The organism is Micromonospora sp. CNZ295 (assembly GCF_004217535.1).
This window is the reverse complement of sequence record NZ_SHKZ01000001.1, coordinates 3980377-3997639: the sequence shown is the minus strand read 5'-3', so window position 1 is coordinate 3997639 and position 17263 is coordinate 3980377. Positions and strand designations below refer to the sequence as shown.

General features: G+C 73.3%; 15 protein-coding genes. 12 read left to right on the top strand and 3 right to left on the bottom strand.

The window, feature by feature from the left end; genetic code table 11:
* Nucleotides 1-10: 10 nt before the first annotated feature.
* The gene (locus EV376_RS18780; RefSeq protein ID WP_130325036.1) at nt 11-631 is read right to left on the bottom strand and encodes an L-threonylcarbamoyladenylate synthase; all 621 of its coding nucleotides are present in this window, start codon (nt 629-631) and stop codon (nt 11-13) included.
* A gap of 298 nt (nt 632-929) precedes the next feature.
* Between EV376_RS18780 and EV376_RS18770 the strand changes: the two genes are divergently transcribed.
* The 8 genes from EV376_RS18770 (at nt 930) to EV376_RS18735 (ending at nt 9852) form a co-directional block, all read left to right on the top strand.
* Nucleotides 930-1931: a LacI family DNA-binding transcriptional regulator gene (locus EV376_RS18770; RefSeq protein ID WP_130325034.1), complete on the top strand. Its 1002-nt coding sequence runs from the start codon at nt 930-932 to the stop codon at nt 1929-1931.
* 106 nt (nt 1932-2037) lie between these two features.
* Nucleotides 2038-3714: an ABC transporter substrate-binding protein gene (locus EV376_RS18765; RefSeq protein WP_130325032.1), complete on the top strand. Its 1677-nt coding sequence runs from the start codon at nt 2038-2040 to the stop codon at nt 3712-3714.
* Between the two features lie 75 nt (nt 3715-3789).
* Nucleotides 3790-4854, top strand: a complete 1065-nt coding sequence (locus tag EV376_RS18760; protein WP_130325030.1) for an ABC transporter ATP-binding protein — start codon at nt 3790-3792, stop codon at nt 4852-4854.
* The gene (locus EV376_RS18755) at nt 4851-5828 is read left to right on the top strand and encodes an ABC transporter permease (protein ID WP_130325028.1); all 978 of its coding nucleotides are present in this window, start codon (nt 4851-4853) and stop codon (nt 5826-5828) included. Before EV376_RS18760 ends, EV376_RS18755 begins: the two co-directional genes overlap by 4 nt.
* A 4-nt stretch (nt 5829-5832) precedes the next feature.
* Complete coding sequence (locus EV376_RS18750; RefSeq protein WP_165438028.1) at nt 5833-6903, top strand: ABC transporter permease; 1071 nt, start codon at nt 5833-5835, stop codon at nt 6901-6903.
* The gene (locus EV376_RS18745) at nt 6900-7904 is read left to right on the top strand and encodes an ABC transporter ATP-binding protein (RefSeq protein WP_130325026.1); all 1005 of its coding nucleotides are present in this window, start codon (nt 6900-6902) and stop codon (nt 7902-7904) included. The genes EV376_RS18750 and EV376_RS18745 overlap by 4 nt, the downstream gene beginning before the upstream one ends.
* A 62-nt stretch (nt 7905-7966) precedes the next feature.
* Nucleotides 7967-9376 carry a GH1 family beta-glucosidase gene (locus EV376_RS18740; protein ID WP_130325024.1) on the top strand — a complete coding sequence of 470 codons (1410 nt, stop codon included), beginning with the start codon at nt 7967-7969 and terminating at the stop codon, nt 9374-9376.
* Entirely contained in the window at nt 9334-9852 is a 519-nt protein-coding gene (locus EV376_RS18735; RefSeq protein WP_130328729.1) for an AAA family ATPase, read from the top strand. Before EV376_RS18740 ends, EV376_RS18735 begins: the two co-directional genes overlap by 43 nt.
* A gap of 174 nt (nt 9853-10026) precedes the next feature.
* On the opposite strand, the gene EV376_RS18730 is transcribed toward EV376_RS18735, so the two are convergent.
* Complete coding sequence (locus EV376_RS18730; protein WP_130325022.1) at nt 10027-11652, bottom strand: ABC-F family ATP-binding cassette domain-containing protein; 1626 nt, start codon at nt 11650-11652, stop codon at nt 10027-10029.
* 163 nt (nt 11653-11815) lie between these two features.
* Entirely contained in the window at nt 11816-12775 is a 960-nt protein-coding gene (locus EV376_RS18725) for a helix-turn-helix transcriptional regulator (protein ID WP_130325020.1), read from the bottom strand.
* 62 nt (nt 12776-12837) lie between these two features.
* Between EV376_RS18725 and EV376_RS18720 the strand changes: the two genes are divergently transcribed.
* The 4 genes from EV376_RS18720 to EV376_RS18705 all read left to right on the top strand — a co-directional run bounded on the left by EV376_RS18720 (nt 12838) and on the right by EV376_RS18705 (nt 17255).
* Nucleotides 12838-14028 carry an epoxide hydrolase family protein gene (locus tag EV376_RS18720; protein WP_130325018.1) on the top strand — a complete coding sequence of 397 codons (1191 nt, stop codon included), beginning with the start codon at nt 12838-12840 and terminating at the stop codon, nt 14026-14028.
* A gap of 60 nt (nt 14029-14088) precedes the next feature.
* Nucleotides 14089-15198: a winged helix DNA-binding domain-containing protein gene (locus EV376_RS18715; protein WP_130325016.1), complete on the top strand. Its 1110-nt coding sequence runs from the start codon at nt 14089-14091 to the stop codon at nt 15196-15198.
* A gap of 123 nt (nt 15199-15321) precedes the next feature.
* Nucleotides 15322-16608, top strand: coding sequence for a sensor domain-containing protein (locus EV376_RS18710; protein ID WP_130325014.1), 1287 nt, complete (start codon nt 15322-15324; stop codon nt 16606-16608).
* On the top strand, nt 16605-17255 hold the full coding sequence (locus EV376_RS18705) for a response regulator transcription factor (RefSeq protein ID WP_207228572.1): 651 nt from the start codon (nt 16605-16607) through the stop codon (nt 17253-17255). The genes EV376_RS18710 and EV376_RS18705 overlap by 4 nt, the downstream gene beginning before the upstream one ends.
* Nucleotides 17256-17263 lie beyond the last annotated feature (8 nt).

Sequence of the window (17263 nt, the reverse complement as noted above, 5' to 3'; positions counted from 1 at the left end):
CGGGCGCCGGTCACTCGAAGCGGGACGGGTCGCCGGCGCCCCGGCGCAACACCTCCGGCTCGTCCCCGGACAGGTCGACCACGGTGGTCGGCTCCTTGCCGCCGTCGCCCGCGTCCAGCACCGCGTCGAGGACGTGGTCCAGCCGTTCCTTGATCTCCCAGCCCTGGGTCAGCGCCTCCTGCTCGCCGGGCAGGATCAGGGTGCTCGACACCAGGGGCTCGCCGAGCTCGGCCAGCAGCGCCTGGGTGACGGTGTGCGCGGGCACCCGTACGCCGACGGTGCGTTTCCTCGGGTGCAGCATCCGGCGCGGCACCTCCCTGGTCGCCGGCAGGATGAACGTGTAGCTGCCCGGGGTGGACGCCTTCACCAGGCGGAAGACCGAATTGCTGACGTGCACGAACTGGCCGAGCTGCGCGAAGTCCCGGCACACCAGGGTGAAGTGGTGCCGCTCGTCGAGGTCGCGGATGGCGCGGATCCGGTCCAGCCCGTCGCGGTTGCCCAGCCGGCAGCCGAGCGCGAAGCACGAGTCGGTGGGGTACGCGATCAGGCCGCCGTCGCGGACCAGGTCGACGACCTGCCGGAGGATCCGGGGTTGCGGGTTGTCCGGGTGCACGTCGTAGTACCTCGCCATGCGCCAGAGCCTAGGCGCTGCCGGCCGGCACAGGCACAGGCACAGGCACAGGCACAGGCACAGGCACAGGCACAGGCACAGGCACAGGCACAGGCACAGGCACAGGCACAGGCACAGGCACAGGCACAGGCACAGGCACAGGCACAGGCACAGGCACAGGCACAGGCACAGGCAAGAAGGTTAACCATTGTTACCGGCGCGTTATTGACGTGACCGTGGTCACTCTAGTTGACTGCGACGGAACCGGTTCCGCAACCGGTTCCGCAACCGGTTCCGACCGTCGCCGAGGAGCGCCTCCGTGCCGATCACCATTGCCGATGTGGCCAGCCGGGCCGGCGTGAGCAAGACGACCGTGTCCCGGGTGCTCAACGGCAAGGGCGAGGTGGACCAGAGCACGGCCGACCGGGTGCGCGCGGTCATCGCGGCCCTCGGCTACGTGCCCAGCGCGCGGGCGGTCGGGCTGGCCCGCGGCCGGACCCGGGTGCTCGGGATGCTGGTGCCCGCCCTGACCTGGCCGTGGATGGGCGAGGTGCTCCAGGGCGCGGTGGACGTGGTCGAGGACGAGGGGTACGGCCTGCTGCTGTTCAGCTGCAACCGCGGCGACGAGTCGATGCGGCGGTTCGCCTCCCAGGTCTCGGCGAAGTCCTTCGACGGCCTGCTGGTGGTGGAGCCGGAGGGCACGTTGGACTACATCACGGCCCTGCACGAGCAGGGCCTGCCGGTCATCCTCATCGACGACCGGGCGCACCGGCCCCGCTTCCCGTCGGTGCAGACCACCAACCGGGCCGGCGCCCGGGCCGCGGCGCGACACCTGCTCGACCTGGGGCGGCGGCGACCCGTGGTGGTCACCGGCGTGGCGCACTTCGGCTGCACGAAGGAGCGGTCGGACGGCTTCGCCGAGGCCTACGCCGAGGCAGGGCAGCCGATCGACCCGGACCGCGTGGTGGAGGGGGACTTCACCTTCGAGTGCGGCCGGGCGGCGGTGCAGCGCATGCTCGCCGCCGCCGTGCCGTTCGACGCCGTGTTCGCCCACAACGACCTGTCCGCCGCCGGGGCCCTGCAGGCCCTCATGGACGCCGGCCGCCGGGTGCCCGACGACGTCGCGGTCGTCGGCTTCGACGACCTGCCCCTGGCCGGGCACACCCACCCGCCACTGAGTTCGGTGAGCCAGCCGTTGCGGGAGATGGGGGCGGCGGCCGCCCGCACGCTCATCTCCCACCTCGACGGCACACCACTGCCCGACTCCCCCATCGTCATCCCCACCGGCTTCACCGTGCGCGCCTCGACCCGCGCCACCTGACCGCACACCGACACCGACGACGCCGGCGGGCACCGCCCACCGGTGGTAACACCGCACACCCTCCATCCATCACATCCCCGCTCGGGGAACACCGAGGGAGACCCCCATGAGAAGACGACGGCTCCTCGCCATCGCGCTGGCCGGCGCGGTGGCCACCACCATGGCGGCCTGCGGCGACAGCCCGAACGCCAACCGGGACAGCGGCCCGGCCGCCACCGTCCTCAACGTCGGCATGCCCAACGGCCCGCAGACCGAGAACAACAACCCGTTCCTCACCACCTCGGCCGCGGCCTCGCTGGGCTACCGGTGGCAGCTCTACGAGCCGCTGATGATGTGGAACCCGGTCAAGCCGGCCGACCCGATGAAGCCCTGGCTGGCCACCAAGGCGGAGTGGTCGGCGGACTACACCTCGGTCAAGGTGACCATCCGCGACAACGCCACCTGGTCGGACGGGCCGAAGGTCACCGCCGAGGACGTCGCGTTCACCTACAACCTGCTCGTCAAGTTCCCGGCGCTCAACGACCAGGGCGTGCCGTACACGGAGGCGACGGCCAGCGGCAACGAGGTCACGATCAAGACGTCCAGCCCGCAGTTCGTCAACCAGCAGAAGGTGCTGTGGCGGGTGCCGATCGTCCCCAAGCACATCTGGGAGAAGATCAGCGACCCGACGACCGACCCGGTCAAGCAGCCGGTGGGCAGCGGCCCGTACACGCTGAAGTCCTTCACCCCGGCCACCACCACGCTGACCGTGCGGGACAGCGGCTACTGGCAGGACCCGCCGAAGGTCAAGGAGCTGCGGTTCACGTCGTACACCGACAACAGCGCGCAGACCACCGCGCTGGCCAACGGCGAGTCGGAGTGGAGCTTCGTCTTCATCCCCAACTACAAGACCGTCTTCGTCGACAAGGACCCGGCCCACCACAAGGTGTGGGCACCGGCCATCCTGGGCATCCACGGCCTCTACATCAACACCACCAAGAAGCCGTTCGACGACCCGGCGCTGCGCCGCGCGATGAACATGGTCATCGACCGCGAGGACATCTTCGTCACGGCCGAGGCCGAGTACTTCCACCCGCTGGTGAAGAGCGTGACGGGCCTGCCCAGTCCGGCCGGTGACGCCTTCATCGCCCCGGAGTTCAAGGGCCAGGAGCACAAGGTGGACGTCGAGGGCGCCAAGGCGCTGCTCGCCGGCGCCGGTTACCAGCTGGAGGGCAACACCCTCAAGGACAAGACCGGCAAGGCCGTCACGCTGACCCTGACCGACCCGGCCGGCTGGTCCGACTACCAGACCAGCCTGGAGATCGTGAAGGACAACCTGTCCAAGATCGGTATCGCCGCGACGGTCGACAAGGCCAACCAGGACGCCTGGTTCCGCAACGTCGAGCAGGGCAACTTCGACGCGACCTTCCGGTGGACCGAGGGCGGCGCCACGCCGTACGACATCTACCGGACCATCATGGACGGTCGGGTGCTCAAGCCCATCGGCACCGCCTCCCCGGCGGGCAACTTCGGCCGCTTCAACAACAAGGAGGCGACCGACGCCCTGGTGGCCTACGCGAACGCGACCGACGACGCCGCCCGTACCACCGCGCTGCACACGCTGCAGAAGATCTTCGTCGAGCAGATGCCGATGATCCCGGTCGGCGCGGACAACATCGGCGGCGCGTACAGCACCAAGAACTGGACCGGCTGGCCCGACGACTCGAACCCGTACGGCGCGATGCAGCCCACCCAGCCCAACGCGCTGGACGTGGTCCTGCACCTCAAGCCCGCCGGCAGCTGATCCCCGACGCCTCCGCCCCGGCCGGCCACGGGACGGCCGGGGCGGAGGCCCCACCCCTGAGACAGGAACTCGCCCATGACGTCGAGCGAAAGCGCGGAGGCGCCGGTCAACGAGGTGGTGCTGGAGGCCGTCGGCCTGACCAAGCATTTCCCCGTCCGCAGGCGCCTGCGCGACCTCCTCTCCCGGACCACCGCCGCCGTGCACGCCGTCGACGACGTCTCGTTCGCGCTGCGCCGGGGCCGGGTCACCGCGCTGGTCGGTGAGTCCGGCTCCGGCAAGTCCACGGTGGCCCGGCTGCTGACCCAGCTGCACCCCCGCACGGCCGGCGACATCCGCCTGCACGGCACGTCCACCCGGGTCCGCGGCGGACGCGCGTTCCGGGCGTACGTACGACGCGTCCAGCTGATCCTGCAGGACCCGTTCGCGTCGCTGAACCCGGTGCACACCGTCCGCTACCACCTCACCCGGTCGCTGCGGATCCACGGCAACGCCGGGCGCAGCGCCGAGGACCTGGAGCGGGCCCTCGCCGACCTGCTCACCCGGGTCAGCCTCACCCCGCCCGAGCGCTACCTGGACGCGTTCCCGCACGAGCTCTCCGGCGGCCAGCGGCAGCGCGTCGCGATCGCCCGGGCGCTCGGGGCCGACCCGGACGTGCTGCTCGCCGACGAACCGGTCTCCATGCTGGACGTCTCGATCCGCCTCGGCGTGCTCAACCTGCTGCGCGACCTCAAGGAACGGCTCGACCTCGCGATCCTCTACATCACCCACGACATCGCCTCGGCCCGCTACTTCGCCGACGAGACGATCGTCATGTACGCCGGGCGCATGGTCGAGGGCGGCGACAGCGAGACCGTCACCCAGCGCCCGGCCCACCCGTACACCCAGCTGCTCGTCGAGTCGGCGCCGGACCCGGACCGGATCAGCGGCACGGACGACGCCGGCGCCGGGGCCGACCGCGCCCACGGCGAGCCGCCGAGCCTGATCAGCCCGCCCACCGGCTGCCGGTTCCACCCCCGGTGCCCGCACGCGATGCCCCGCTGCACGGCCGAGCTGCCGCCCCGGCTGGAGATCGGCGACCGGCCCGGGCACTGGGCCGCCTGCTGGCTCTACGAGCCGACGACGGTGGGAGACGCCCGATGAGGTTCCTGCTGCAACGGACGGCCTTCTACCTGTTCACGGCGTGGGCGGCGATCACCCTCAACTTCTTCATCCCACGGCTGGTCCCCGGCGACCCGGTCCAGTCGCTGATCTCCCGCAACCAGGGCCGGATCAGCGCGGATGCCATCGAGTCGCTCCGCGTGCTGTTCGGCCTGGACCAGGACGCGAGCCTCTGGAAGCAGTACGTCGACTACTGGGGGCAGCTCCTCCACGGCGACCTCGGCCTGTCGTTCACGTTCTTCCCGACGCCCGTGTCGACGGTGATCGCCGACAGCCTGCCGTGGACCGTCGGCCTGGTCGGCATCACCACCGTCGTCAGTTTCCTGCTCGGCACCGCGCTCGGCGTGGGCGCCGGCTGGCGGCGCGGCTCCTGGATCGACGGGCTGCTGCCGGTCACCACGTTCCTGTCCTCGATCCCGTACTTCTGGCTCGGGCTCGTCGCGATCGCCCTGTTCGCCGGGCCGGGCAGCTTCTTCCCGTCCTCCGGCGGCTACGAGCCGGGGCTGGTGCCGGCGTTCGACCAGTACTTCATCCCGAGCGCGATCCAGCACAGCCTCCTGCCCGCCGCCACCATCCTGGTCTCGTCGATGAGCGGGTGGATCCTCAGCATGCGCAACATGATGGTCACCGTCTCGTCGGAGGACTACATCACCGTCGCGCACGCGAAGGGCCTGTCGGAGCGCCGGGTGGCGCTGAGCTACGCGGCCCGCAACGCGCTGCTGCCCAACGTCTCGGGCTTCGCGCTGTCGCTCGGGTTCATCGTCGGCGGCACCCTCCTGGTGGAGATCGTCTTCTCCTATCCGGGCCTCGGGTACCAGCTCTTCCAGGCCGTCGGCGCCAAGGACTACCCGCTGCTGCAGGGGATCTTCCTGATCATCACGATCTCCGTGCTGGTGGCGAACCTCCTCGCCGACGTGGCGTACCTGCTCCTCGACCCGCGGACCCGAAAGAGCTGAGCGAATGGCGATCTCACCGTCGAGCATCGAGCAGGTCATCCCCGGCCAGGGCGCGATGGCGCAGCCGTCGGCCACGCCCGACCGGGCGAAGCGACGCCGCTTCCGGTTCCTGGCCAACGCCAAGGTCGCCACCGGGCTGGTCGTGCTGGCCATCTACGGCCTCTTCGCGGTCATCGGGCCCTGGGTGGCGCCGTACGACCCGTCGGCGCGCAGCAGCGACGTCCTCCAGCCGCCGTCGGCCGAGCACTGGTTCGGCACCACCCATCTCGGCCAGGACATCTTCAGCCAGATCCTGGTCGGCACCCGCAGCGTCGTCGTCGTGGGCCTGACCGCCGGCGTGCTCGCGACGATCCTGTCCATCCTCATCGGCGTGACCGCCGGCTACCTCGCCGGCGTGGCCGACGAGGGCCTGTCGGCGCTGTCCAACGTGTTCCTGGTCATCCCGGCGCTACCGCTGATCATCATCGTGACGTCGATCGTCGAACGGGCCAGCGACCTGCTGGTCGCGCTCATCATCGGCTTCACGTCGTGGGCGTGGGGCGCCCGCGTGCTGCGCGCGCAGACGCTGTCGCTGCGCGGCCGCGACTACGTCGAGGCGGCGCGGGCCACCGGCGAGCGGACCTGGCGCATCATCCTGTTCGAGATCCTGCCCAACCTCACCGCGATCATCGCGTCCGGCTTCGTCGGCACCGTCATCTTCGCGGTCATGTCGGAGATCACGCTGGCCTTCATCGGCATCTCCTCGGTCACGTCGTGGAACTGGGGCACCATCCTGTTCTGGGCCCAGGGTCAGCAGGCCCTCGCGCAGGGCGCGTGGTGGTGGTTCGTGCCGGCCGGCCTGGCCATCGCGCTGCTGGGCACGGCGCTCGCGCTGATCAACTTCGGCATCGACGAGTTCGTCAGCCCGCGCCTGCGCAGCAGCGGCAGGAGCCGGATCCGGACCGCGTCCGGACGCACCGTGCGGATGCGGGTCGGCTTCACCCCCGTCCTCGACCCGCCGCCGGCGGCCCCGCCGCCGGTATCCGTCGACGCGGTCGTCCTCAGCAGCACCGACCGGAAGGGTGAGCGCCGATGACGCGCACGGTCCTGGAGATCACCGGGCTCAACGTCGACTACGGGGTGGGCGACCAGGCCGTGCGGGCGGTCCGGGACGTCGACCTGACCCTGCGCCGCGGTGAGGTGCTGGGGCTGGCCGGCGAGAGCGGCAGCGGCAAGTCCACCCTGGCGTACGGGATCACCCGGCTGCTGCCGCCGCCCGGCGTGATCCGCAGCGGATCCGTGCGCTACCACCCGGCCGACGGCGACCCGATCGAGATCATGGCGCTCTCCCCCGCCGAGCTGCGCCGCTTCCGCTGGGCGGAGACCTCGATCGTGTTCCAGGGCGCGATGAACTCGCTCAACCCGGTCCACCGGGTCTCCACCCAGCTGCTCGACGTCATCAAGGCGCACGAGCCGACGATGAGCGCCGCCGCCCGGCTCGCCCGCGCCCGCGAGCTGCTCAAGCTGGTCGGCATCTCGGCGGACCGGATGGACAGCTACCCGCACCAGCTCTCCGGCGGCATGCGCCAACGCGTCATGATCGGCATGGCGCTCGCCCTGGAGCCGCAGCTCGTGATCATGGACGAGCCGACGACCGCCCTCGACGTCGTCATGCAGCGGCAGATCCTCGGCCAGCTCGCCGAGCTGCGCGAACGGCTCGGCTTCGCGGTGCTGTTCATCACCCACGACCTCTCGCTGCTGGTCGAGTTCTCCGACCGGATCGCCATCATGTACGGCGGACGCATCGTCGAGGAGGCGCCCGCGGCGCAGCTGTACCGGGCGGCGCTGCACCCGTACACCGAGGGGCTGCTGCACTCCTTCCCCGCGCTGCGCGGGCCCCGGCGCGAGCTCACCGGGATCCCCGGCTCCCCGCCGGACCTGCGCGCCATGCCCGCCGGATGCGCCTTCCACCCGCGGTGTCCACGGGCCTTCGACCCCTGCGACAGCCGGATCCCGTCGCTCGGCGCGCCCGGCGGCGACCCGGCCCGCTCGGTCGCCTGCTGGCTGCACCCGGCCGGCCAGGCGGTCACCCGGTGACCCGCCCGGCGGACGTCCGCAGCACCGATACCGACTCACCGTCCGCGACCGCGAGGAGAACCATGAACAGCAACCCCACCAGCCCGGCGACCACCGCGGCCGACCCGATCGACACGCTCCCGCCGACGTTCCGGTGGGGCGTGGCGACCTCGTCGTACCAGATCGAGGGGGCGGTCGCCGCGGACGGCCGCACGGCGTCCATCTGGGACACCTTCTGCCGGGTGCCCGGCGCGGTGGCCAACGGTGACAACGGGGACGTGGCCTGCGACCACTACCACCGGATGCCGGAGGACGTGGCGCTCATCGCGGACCTCGGCCTGGACACGTACCGCTTCTCGGTGGCCTGGCCCCGGGTGCAGCCCGGCGGGCGGGGGCCGGCCAACGCGGCCGGGCTCGCCTTCTACGACCGGATGGTCGACGAGCTGCTCGGCCGCGGGATCGACCCGTGGGTCACGCTCTACCACTGGGACCTGCCGCAGGAGCTGGAGGACGCCGGCGGCTGGCCGGCCCGGGACACCGCGTACCGGTTCGCCGACTACGCGCAGCTGGTCTTCGACGCGCTCGGCGACCGGGTACGGACCTGGACCACGCTGAACGAACCGTGGTGCTCGGCCATGCTGGGGTACGCCTACGGCCTCCACGCCCCCGGCCGGCGCGACCTCGGCGACGCCATCGCCGCCGCCCACCACCTGCTGCTCGGCCACGGCCTGGCGGTCCGGCGGCTGCGGGCGGCGGCCGGCCGGCCGCTGGAGCTGGGCATCACCGTCAACCTGGCCACCGCCGACCCGGCGACCGACAGCGCGGCCGACCGGGACGCCGCCCGCGCCGCCGACGGACTCGGCAACCGGCTCTACCTCGACCCGCTGATCCACGGCCGGTACCCGGAGGACGTGGTGGTTGACCTGGCCCTCGACGGCGTGCGCATCCCCGTCGAGGACGGCGACCTCGAGGTCATCGCCAGCCCGATCGACGTGCTCGGCGTCAACTTCTACTTCGGCCAGGTCTTCTCCGGCGTGGACGAGCAGGGCCGCGAGCGGGACGACGACGGCCGGCCGGTCCGGCGGGTGATCCGCCGGGACCTGCCGCGCACCGCGATGGACTGGGAGATCGTGCCGGACTCCTTCACCGACCTGCTGGTCCGGCTCGGCCGCGACTACCCCGGCGTCCCGCTGGTGATCACCGAGAACGGCGCGGCGTTCGACGACCAGCCGGACGCCGACGGGTTCGTGGCCGACGACGACCGGGGCGCCTACCTGGCCGAGCACCTGCGCGCCGTGGCCCGGGCCCGCCAGGGCGGCGCGGACGTGCGCGGCTACTTCGCCTGGTCGTTGCTGGACAACTTCGAGTGGGCGTACGGCTACGACAAGCGGTTCGGCATCGTCCGGGTCGACTACGACACCCAGCGGCGCACCCCCAAGCGCAGCGCGCTCTGGTACCGGGACACGGTCCGCCGGGTCCGCGGCACCCGCTGACGGATCGTGCGTGCGGCCGTCCGGACCGAGGGTCCGGACGGCCGCGGCGAGCCCGCGTCGCGCTGCTCCGGCAGGAGTCGCCACCGGCGGCCAGGGAACGCGTGCGCGACGCGTACGAGCGGCACGTCGGCGCACTCGTCACCAGCGGCGTGATCAACGAGGCGGAGGCGGTCCCGTTGACGTCGCTCGGGCTGCTGCCGCAGGCCGCGATGAACAGGTTCGTTCGCGACCTCTCCATGGGACAGCAGCGCCGCCTCGACCTCGCGTTCGCGCTGGCGAGCCGGCCGCACGTGCTCCTGCTGGACGAGCCGACGAACCACCTGTCGGTGGCCCTGGTCGACGAGCTCACCGAGGCGCTGCGGGCCACCCCGGCCGCCGTCGTGCTGGCCACGCACGACCGGCAGCTCTCCCGGGACCTCGCCGAGTGGCCCCACCTGGACCTCGCCCCGACTCGGACGCCCGCGCGAACCGGGTGACCGGACGCGCCGTCGTCGGGCGACAGCCTGACGGGCCGGTCTCCGCGGGCGGCGTGGGCGTCCTCGCCGCCCGCGGGGCTCGGGCGGGCGCCGTCGCGTCCGGGTCCCCCGCGTCATCGCCGGGGACCCGAGTGGCCCACCGTCCGGGTCGGCCGCCGCCGGGTGCCGCGCCCGTCAGTCGCCGTCCGGCGGCCCCGCCTCGCGGAGCCGCCCGTCGGCGAGCCGCAGCCACCGGTCCACCCCGATCTCGGCGAGGAACCGCTCGTCGTGGCTGACCACGACGAACGCGCCCTGGTATGCGGTGAGGGCGCTCTCGAGCTGCCCGACGCTGACCAGGTCGAGGTTGTTCGTCGGTTCGTCGAGCAGCAGCAACTGCGGGGCCGGCTCGGCGTACAGCACGCAGGCCAGGGTGGCGCGCAACCGCTCCCCGCCGGAGAGCACGCCGACCGGGAGGGCGGCGCGGGCACCGCGGAACAGGAACCGGGCGAGCAGGTTCCTCCGCTGCGCGTCGGGCAGGCCGGGCGCGAACGCGGCGAAGTTCTCCGCGACGCTGCGCTCGGCGTCGAGCAGGTCCAGGCGCTGTGACAGGTACGCGACCCGCCCGTCGGCTCGGCGGGTCTCTCCCGCCGACGGCTCGAGGTCGCCGTTGATCAGCCGGAGCAGGGTGGACTTGCCGGAACCGTTGGGCCCGAGCAGCGCGATCCGTTCCGGCCCCCGGATGGTCAGGTCGAGCCCGTCGTCGGCGTACAGGCCGCGGACGCGCAGTCCCGTGCCGGAGAAGACCGTGCGCCCGGCCGGGACCCTGGTGTCGGGCAGGTCCAGCACGATCGTCTGGTCGTCGCGCAGCGCGCGGCTCGCCTCGTCGAGTCGCGCCCGGGCCTCGGAGACCCGGCTGGCGTGGGTGTCCTGGGCCCGGCCGGCCGACTCCTGGGCGCTGCGCTTGAGACCGCCGGCGACGATGCGGGGCAGGCCCGCGTTCTTCAGGTTCCGGGCGGCGTTGCTGGCGCGGCGTTCGGCTCGCTCGCGGGCCTGCTGCATCTCCCGCTTCTCCCGCTTGACCTCCAGCTCGGCACTGCGGACGGTCCGCTCGGCGGCCTCCCGGGCGGCCTGCGCGGCCTCGTCGTACGCGCTGAAGTTGCCGCCGAAGAAGGTCACCTCGCCGCGGTCGAGTTCGGCGATGCGGTCCATCCGGTCCAGCAGCGCCCGGTCGTGGCTGACCAGCAGCAGGCAGCCGGGGAACTCGTCTAGCGCCACGTACAGGCGGTGGCGGGCCGCCAGGTCGAGGTTGTTGGTGGGCTCGTCGAGCAGCAGCACGTCGGGGCGCTTCAGCAGCTGGGCGGCGAGGCCGAGGGAGACGACCTGCCCGCCGCTGAGGGAGGCCAGCCGGCGGTCGAGCGCGACGTCGCCGAGGCCGAGGCGGTCAAGCTCGTGGCGGCTGCGGTCCTCGACGTCCCAGTCGTCGCCGACGGTGGTGAAGTGCTCCTCGGCGGCGTCGCCGGACTCGATGGCGTGCAGGGCGCGCAGCACGGCGTCGACGCCGAGCACCTCGGCCACGGTCAGCTCGCCGTCGAGCGGCAGGCTCTGCGGCAGGTAGCCGAGAACGCCCTCGACGGTGACGCTGCCGGCGGTCGGGGCCAGTTCGCCGGCGATCAGCCGCAGCAGGGTGCTCTTGCCGGCGCCGTTGGGCGCGACCAGGCCGGTGCGGCCGGACGGCACGGTCACCGAGAGGTCCTGGAAGACCGGGGTGTCATCCGGCCAGGAGAAGGAGAGGTGGGAACAGACGACGCAGGCGTCGGACATGGATCGATCCTCGGGGAGCAGACGGACGGGCGGTGATCGCCCGGATGACGACGGGGGCGCGCGGGCGCCCGCGGGTGTGGTCACCCGGAGATGTCGTCGTCCCCGATGAGCATGTCGATCTCCTCGATCCGGTCAGCGCTTCAACCCTAACAGCGTCCGCAGCTCAATTTCCGGCCGCGCGCAGGTAACGCTCGCCGATGGTACGCAGTGCCTCGGCCAGCTCGGGTGGGTCGGTGACGGTGAAGTCCACGCCGAGCAGGCCGACCCAGACCGCGATGGTCTCCACCCGGTCGGCACCGGTGTGCAGGACGCAGGTGTGCGCATCCACCGCCTCCACGGTGCCGACGGCCGGGTTGATCCGTGCGCCGATCACGTCGGCGGGGGCGTGCACGGTGACCCGGGCGCGCACCCGCCAGCCGGCCGACGAGACGCCGCGCCGGACCCGGTCGACGACGTCCTCGGGCAGGTCCCGCGCCGGGAAGCGGGCTCCGGTCGGTACGGGTGCGGTGATCCGGTCGACCCGGAAGGTGCGCCAGTCGGCCCGCTCGGGGTCGTACCCGACGAGGTACCAGCGCCGGCCCCAGGTCACCAGCCGGTACGGCTCGACGGTGCGCCGGGTGCCGGCGCCGTCGTGGCTCGCGTACCCGAACCGGAGCCGTTCCCGGTCCCGGCAGGCGGCGGAGATCGTGGCCAGGGCGGCGGCGTCGACCTGCGGGCCGGGCTCGTCGTGCGGGACCCGCACGGTGTACGCGTGCAGCGCGTTCAGCCGGCGGCGCAGCCGTGCGGGAAGCACCTGCTCGAGCTTCGCGAGGGCCCGCAGTGAGGTCTCCTCGACCCCGGCGACGCTGCCCGCGGCGGCGGTGCGCAGCCCGACCGCGACCGCGACCGCCTCCTCGTCGTCGAGCAGCAGCGGCGGCAGGGCGGCACCGGCGCCGAGCCGGTAGCCGCCGATCGCGCCCCGGGTGGCGTGCACCGGGTACCCGAGGGTGCGCAGCCGCTCCACGTCGGCGCGGACGGTCCGGGTGCTGACGTCCAGCCGCTCGGCGAGCTCGGTGCCGGTCCAGGCGCGCGGGGTCTGCAGCAGGGACAGCAGGCGCAGCAGCCGCGCCGAGGTCTCCAACATTCCCTCATTCTCGCCGAGAATGAGGAACGGAATCGTCCTAATTGATCCCTAGGCTTGCTGGCATGGCTGAGCACACCGCGATCGTTCCGTTCCGCATCGATGTCCCGCAGGCCGACCTCGACGACCTCGCCGACCGCCTGGCGCGGACCCGCTGGGCCGAGGAACTGCCCGCCGACCCGGACCAGGCCGCCCCCGCCGGTCCGATCGCGCCCGGCTGGGAGTACGGCGTCCCGCTGAGCTACGTGCGGCGGCTGGCCGAGCGCTGGCGCACGGCGTACGACTGGCGGGAGTGGGAGGCGCGGATCAACGCGTACCCGCAGTTCATCACCGAGATCGACGGACAGACCGTCCACTTTCTGCACGTCCGCTCCCCCGAGCCGGACGCCACCCCGCTGATCCTCACCCACGGCTGGCCGACAACTGTTGTCGAATGGCTGGACGTGATCGGCCCGCTGACCGACCCTCGGGCGCACGGCGGCGACCCGGGTGACGCCTTCCACCTGGTGATCCCGTCGGTGCCGGGGTTCGGCTTCTCCGGGCCGACCCGCGAGCGCGACTGGAACCGCTTCCGGGTGGCCCGCGCCTGGGCCGAGCTGATGCGCCGCCTCGGCTACGACCGCTACGGCGCGGCCGGTAACGACCTCGGTGCGTTCGTCTCCCCGGAGGTGGGCCGGGCCGACCCGGAGCACGTGCTCGGAGTGCACGTCAGCCAGCTCTTCTCCCTACCCTCCGGTGACCCGACGGAGCTGGCCGCGCTCACCGAGGAGGAGCGGAGCAAGGTGGCGTTCGCCGAGTGGTTCGTGCAGCGGCAGGGCGCCTACGACAAGCTGCACTCGACCGCGCCGCAGAACCTGGCGCACGCGTTGGCCGACTCGCCGGTGGGCCTGCTCGGCTGGCTGGGCCAGCTGATGGAAGACCAGCTCGACGTCGACCACGTCCTCACCAACACGACCATCTACTGGCTGACCAACACGGCCGCCTCCGCGGCCCGCTACTACTACGAGGACGCCGAGGCGGTGCACCCGCAGCAGAAGGTCAACGGACGGGGCACCCGGCCGCTGGAGCCGACCACCGTGCCGCTCGGCCTGGCCAACTTCGCCTGGGACTTCCAGTCGATCCGCACGCTCGCCGAGCGCGACCACAAGAACATCGTCTCCTGGCACACCTACGACCGGGGCGGGCACTTCGCCGCCCACCAGGTGCCCGACCTGCTGGTGGCGGACCTCCGGCAGTTCTTCGCCGCGCTGCGCTGAGTCCGCCCCCGCCGGCCGGCCCGCTCGGGCCGGCCGGCGACCGCCCGGAAGGGACCGACCATGACGCCGACCCTGGACCGCCGCCGCCTCAACCGCGCCACCCTGGCCCGGCAGCTCCTGCTGCGCCGCCACGACCTGCCGGTCACCGCAGCGGTGCGGCACCTGGCCGGCGTGCAGGCACAGACCCCGCACACCTGGTACGTGGGGCTGTGGAGCCGGCTCGCCGGCCTCGACCCGGACGCCGTCGCCGGCCTGCTCGTCGACCGTCGGCTGGTCCGCATCGCGCTGATGCGCTCCACCCTGCACCTGGTCACCGCCGCCGACGCGCGCCTGCTGCGACCGCTGGTGCAGCCGGCCCTCGACCGGGACCTGTTCGGCAACTCGACCCACGGCCCACCGGTCGCCGGCATCGACCTGCCCGCCCTGATCGCCGCCGCCCGGGAGATCCTCGCCGAGACGCCGATGACCAACCGGCAGCTCGGCGAGCGGCTCGCCACCCGCTTTCCGGGCCGGCCGCGGGCCAGCCTGGCGTACGCGGTGCGCAACCAGGTCCCGCTCGTCCAGGTGCCGCCGCGCGGACTGTGGGGGCGCAGCGGCCCGATCGCGCACACCACCGCCGACGCCTGGTTGGGGTCCGCCCCCGCCGCCGGGGCGACCCTGGACGACCTGGTGCTGCGGTACCTCGCCGCCTTCGGCCCCGCCTCCGTCGCCGACGTGCAGCGGTGGTGCGGGCTGACCCGGCTGGCGGAGGTGGTCGACCGGCTCCGGCCCCGGCTGGCGACGTTCCGCGACGAGCAGGGCCGGGAGCTGGTGGACCTGCCGGACGCCCCGCGCCCCGACGGGGACACCCCCGCGCCGCCGCGTTTCCTGTACGACTTCGACAACCTCCTCGTCTCGTACGCCGACCGCAGTCGGGTGGTCACGAGCGAGCACCGGGAGCAGCGGTACGACCCGCACGGGCCGGTTCCGCAACTGCTGCTGGTCGACGGCCTCACCGCCGGCGACTGGCGGCTGGAGCGCGCCGGGGACGCGGCCACGCTGGTCGTCCGCCCGTACCGGCGGCTCGCCGCGGCCGAGGCCGAGGCGGTGCACGGCGAGGCGGCCGCGCTGCTGGCGTTCCTCGCTCCCGGCGCCGCCGAGCCGCGGGTCGACCTGCGGCCGGCGAGCTGACCGCGCAGGCGGCGGGCCGGTCGAAGCACGGCCAGCCGGTGACGTTGGTAGGGCTGGGCATACCCGGAACCGGGGTTCCAGACGGCTGGGACCGGTCCCGCCCGCTCACTAGCGTCTGGAGGCATGACGAACTCCCCGCACCTGGCCGCCGCGCTGCGTCGGCGCGGCTACCTGCTCTCCGCCTGGCCGTGGCGGGCACTGGCGTACCTGGCGACCACGGTGCCGGTCGCCGGCCTGCTCGGGGCCGGCCTGCTGTTCGTGGTGGCGCCGCTGATCGCCGCCGTCAACGCCGTGCGCGGGGACGGCCCGCCGCCCTCCCCGGCGCTGCTCGTGTTCCTGCTCCTCGGCGGCCTGGCCCTGCTCGCGCTCGCGCCGGTGGTCAGCGCCGCGGTGGCCGCCGTCGAGCGGTGGCGGCTCGGGATCGTCGACAACCGGCCGCTGCCGGCGCCGCCGTGGCGGGGGCTGGCCGCCCGGTACACGACCACCGACGCCTGGCGGGAAGTGGCGTACGCGTTCTGGCTCGCCGGGGTGGTGCCGCTGACGTACTGGCTGGTCCTGCTGCTGGTGCTGCTGGACGTCAGCCTGCTCGCCGCGCCCTGGGTCGCCCGGGACGCCGACCGCGTCGTGGTGGCCTGGGCCACCGTCGACACGCCGGCCGAGGCCGTCCCGTACGCGGTGGCCGCGGCGCTGCTGCTGCCGGTGCTCTGGTACGGGCTCGGCGCGCTCGCCGCCGGGCAGGCCGCGGTCGCGCGGTGGCTGCTCGGCCCCTCCGGCGGCGACACGGCGCTGCGCGAGGTCGCCCGGTCGCGGACCCGCCTGGCCACCGCGTACGAGAGCGAGCGCCGGCGAATCGAGCGGGACGTGCACGACGGGGCGCAGCCCCGACTGACCAACCTCGCCCTCCAACTGGGCCTGGCCCGGCTCGACGTGCCCGAGGACTCCCCCGCCGCCCGTCCGCTCGCCCTCGCCCACGAGCAGGCCACCGGGCTGATGGTGCTGCTGCGGCAGATCGTGCAGGGCATCCGGCCGCAGGCCCTCGCCGACCTGGGACTGGCCGGCGCGGTCCGGGAACTGGCGGCCGAGTCGACGCTGCCGGTCGAGGTGACGGCCGTCGACGTCGACGGTCCGCTGCCCGAACTGGTCGAGACCACCGCGTACTTCGTGGTCTCCGAGGCGCTGGCCAACGTGGTGCGCCACGCCGCCGCCTCCCGCGCCGAGGTCCGGCTCATCCGCGCCGACGGGACCCTGGCCGTCGAGGTGTCCGACGACGGCCACGGCGGCGCCGACCCCGAGCGGGGCACCGGGCTGACCGGGCTCGCCGACCGGGTCGCCGCCGCCGGTGGACGGCTGCTGCTGTCCAGCCCGGCCGGCGGCCCTACCCTGGTGCGGGTGGAGCTGCCGTGCCGGTGACCCGGGTCGTCCTCGCCGAGGACGAGGTGCTGCTGCGGGAGGGGCTGGCCGCGCTGCTCGACCGGTTCGAGTTCGCGGTGTGCGCCGCGGTCGGCAGCGCCCCCGAGCTGGTGGCGGCGGTCCGGCGGCACGACCCGGATCTGGTGGTCACCGACATCCGGATGCCTCCCGGGCGGCACGACGACGGGCTGCGCGCCGCCGTGGAGCTGCGGGCCGAGCGGCCCGGCCTGGCCGTGGTGGTGCTCAGCCAGTACGTGCAGACCGCGTACGCCGCCGCGCTGCTGGACAGCGGGGACGGGCGCGGCGTCGGCTACCTGCTCAAGGACCGGGTCGCCGACGTGAGCGCCTTCGCCGGCGACCTGCGTACGGTGGCGGGCGGCGGGACGGTCGTCGACCCGGACGTCGTACGCCGGCTGCTGCAGCGTCCCCGCGACCCGCTGGCGGCGCTGACGGCGCGGGAGCGGGAGGTGCTCGCGCTGGTCGCCGAGGGCCGCTCCAACGCGGCGATCGCGGCGCGGCTGCACGTCACCGAGGCCGCGATCGGCAAGCACGTCGGCAACATCCTCGGCAAACTCGACCTCCACCCCGACGACAACACCAACCGCCGGGTCCTGGCGGTCCTGACCTGGCTCCGCACCATCCCCTGACCACCCCA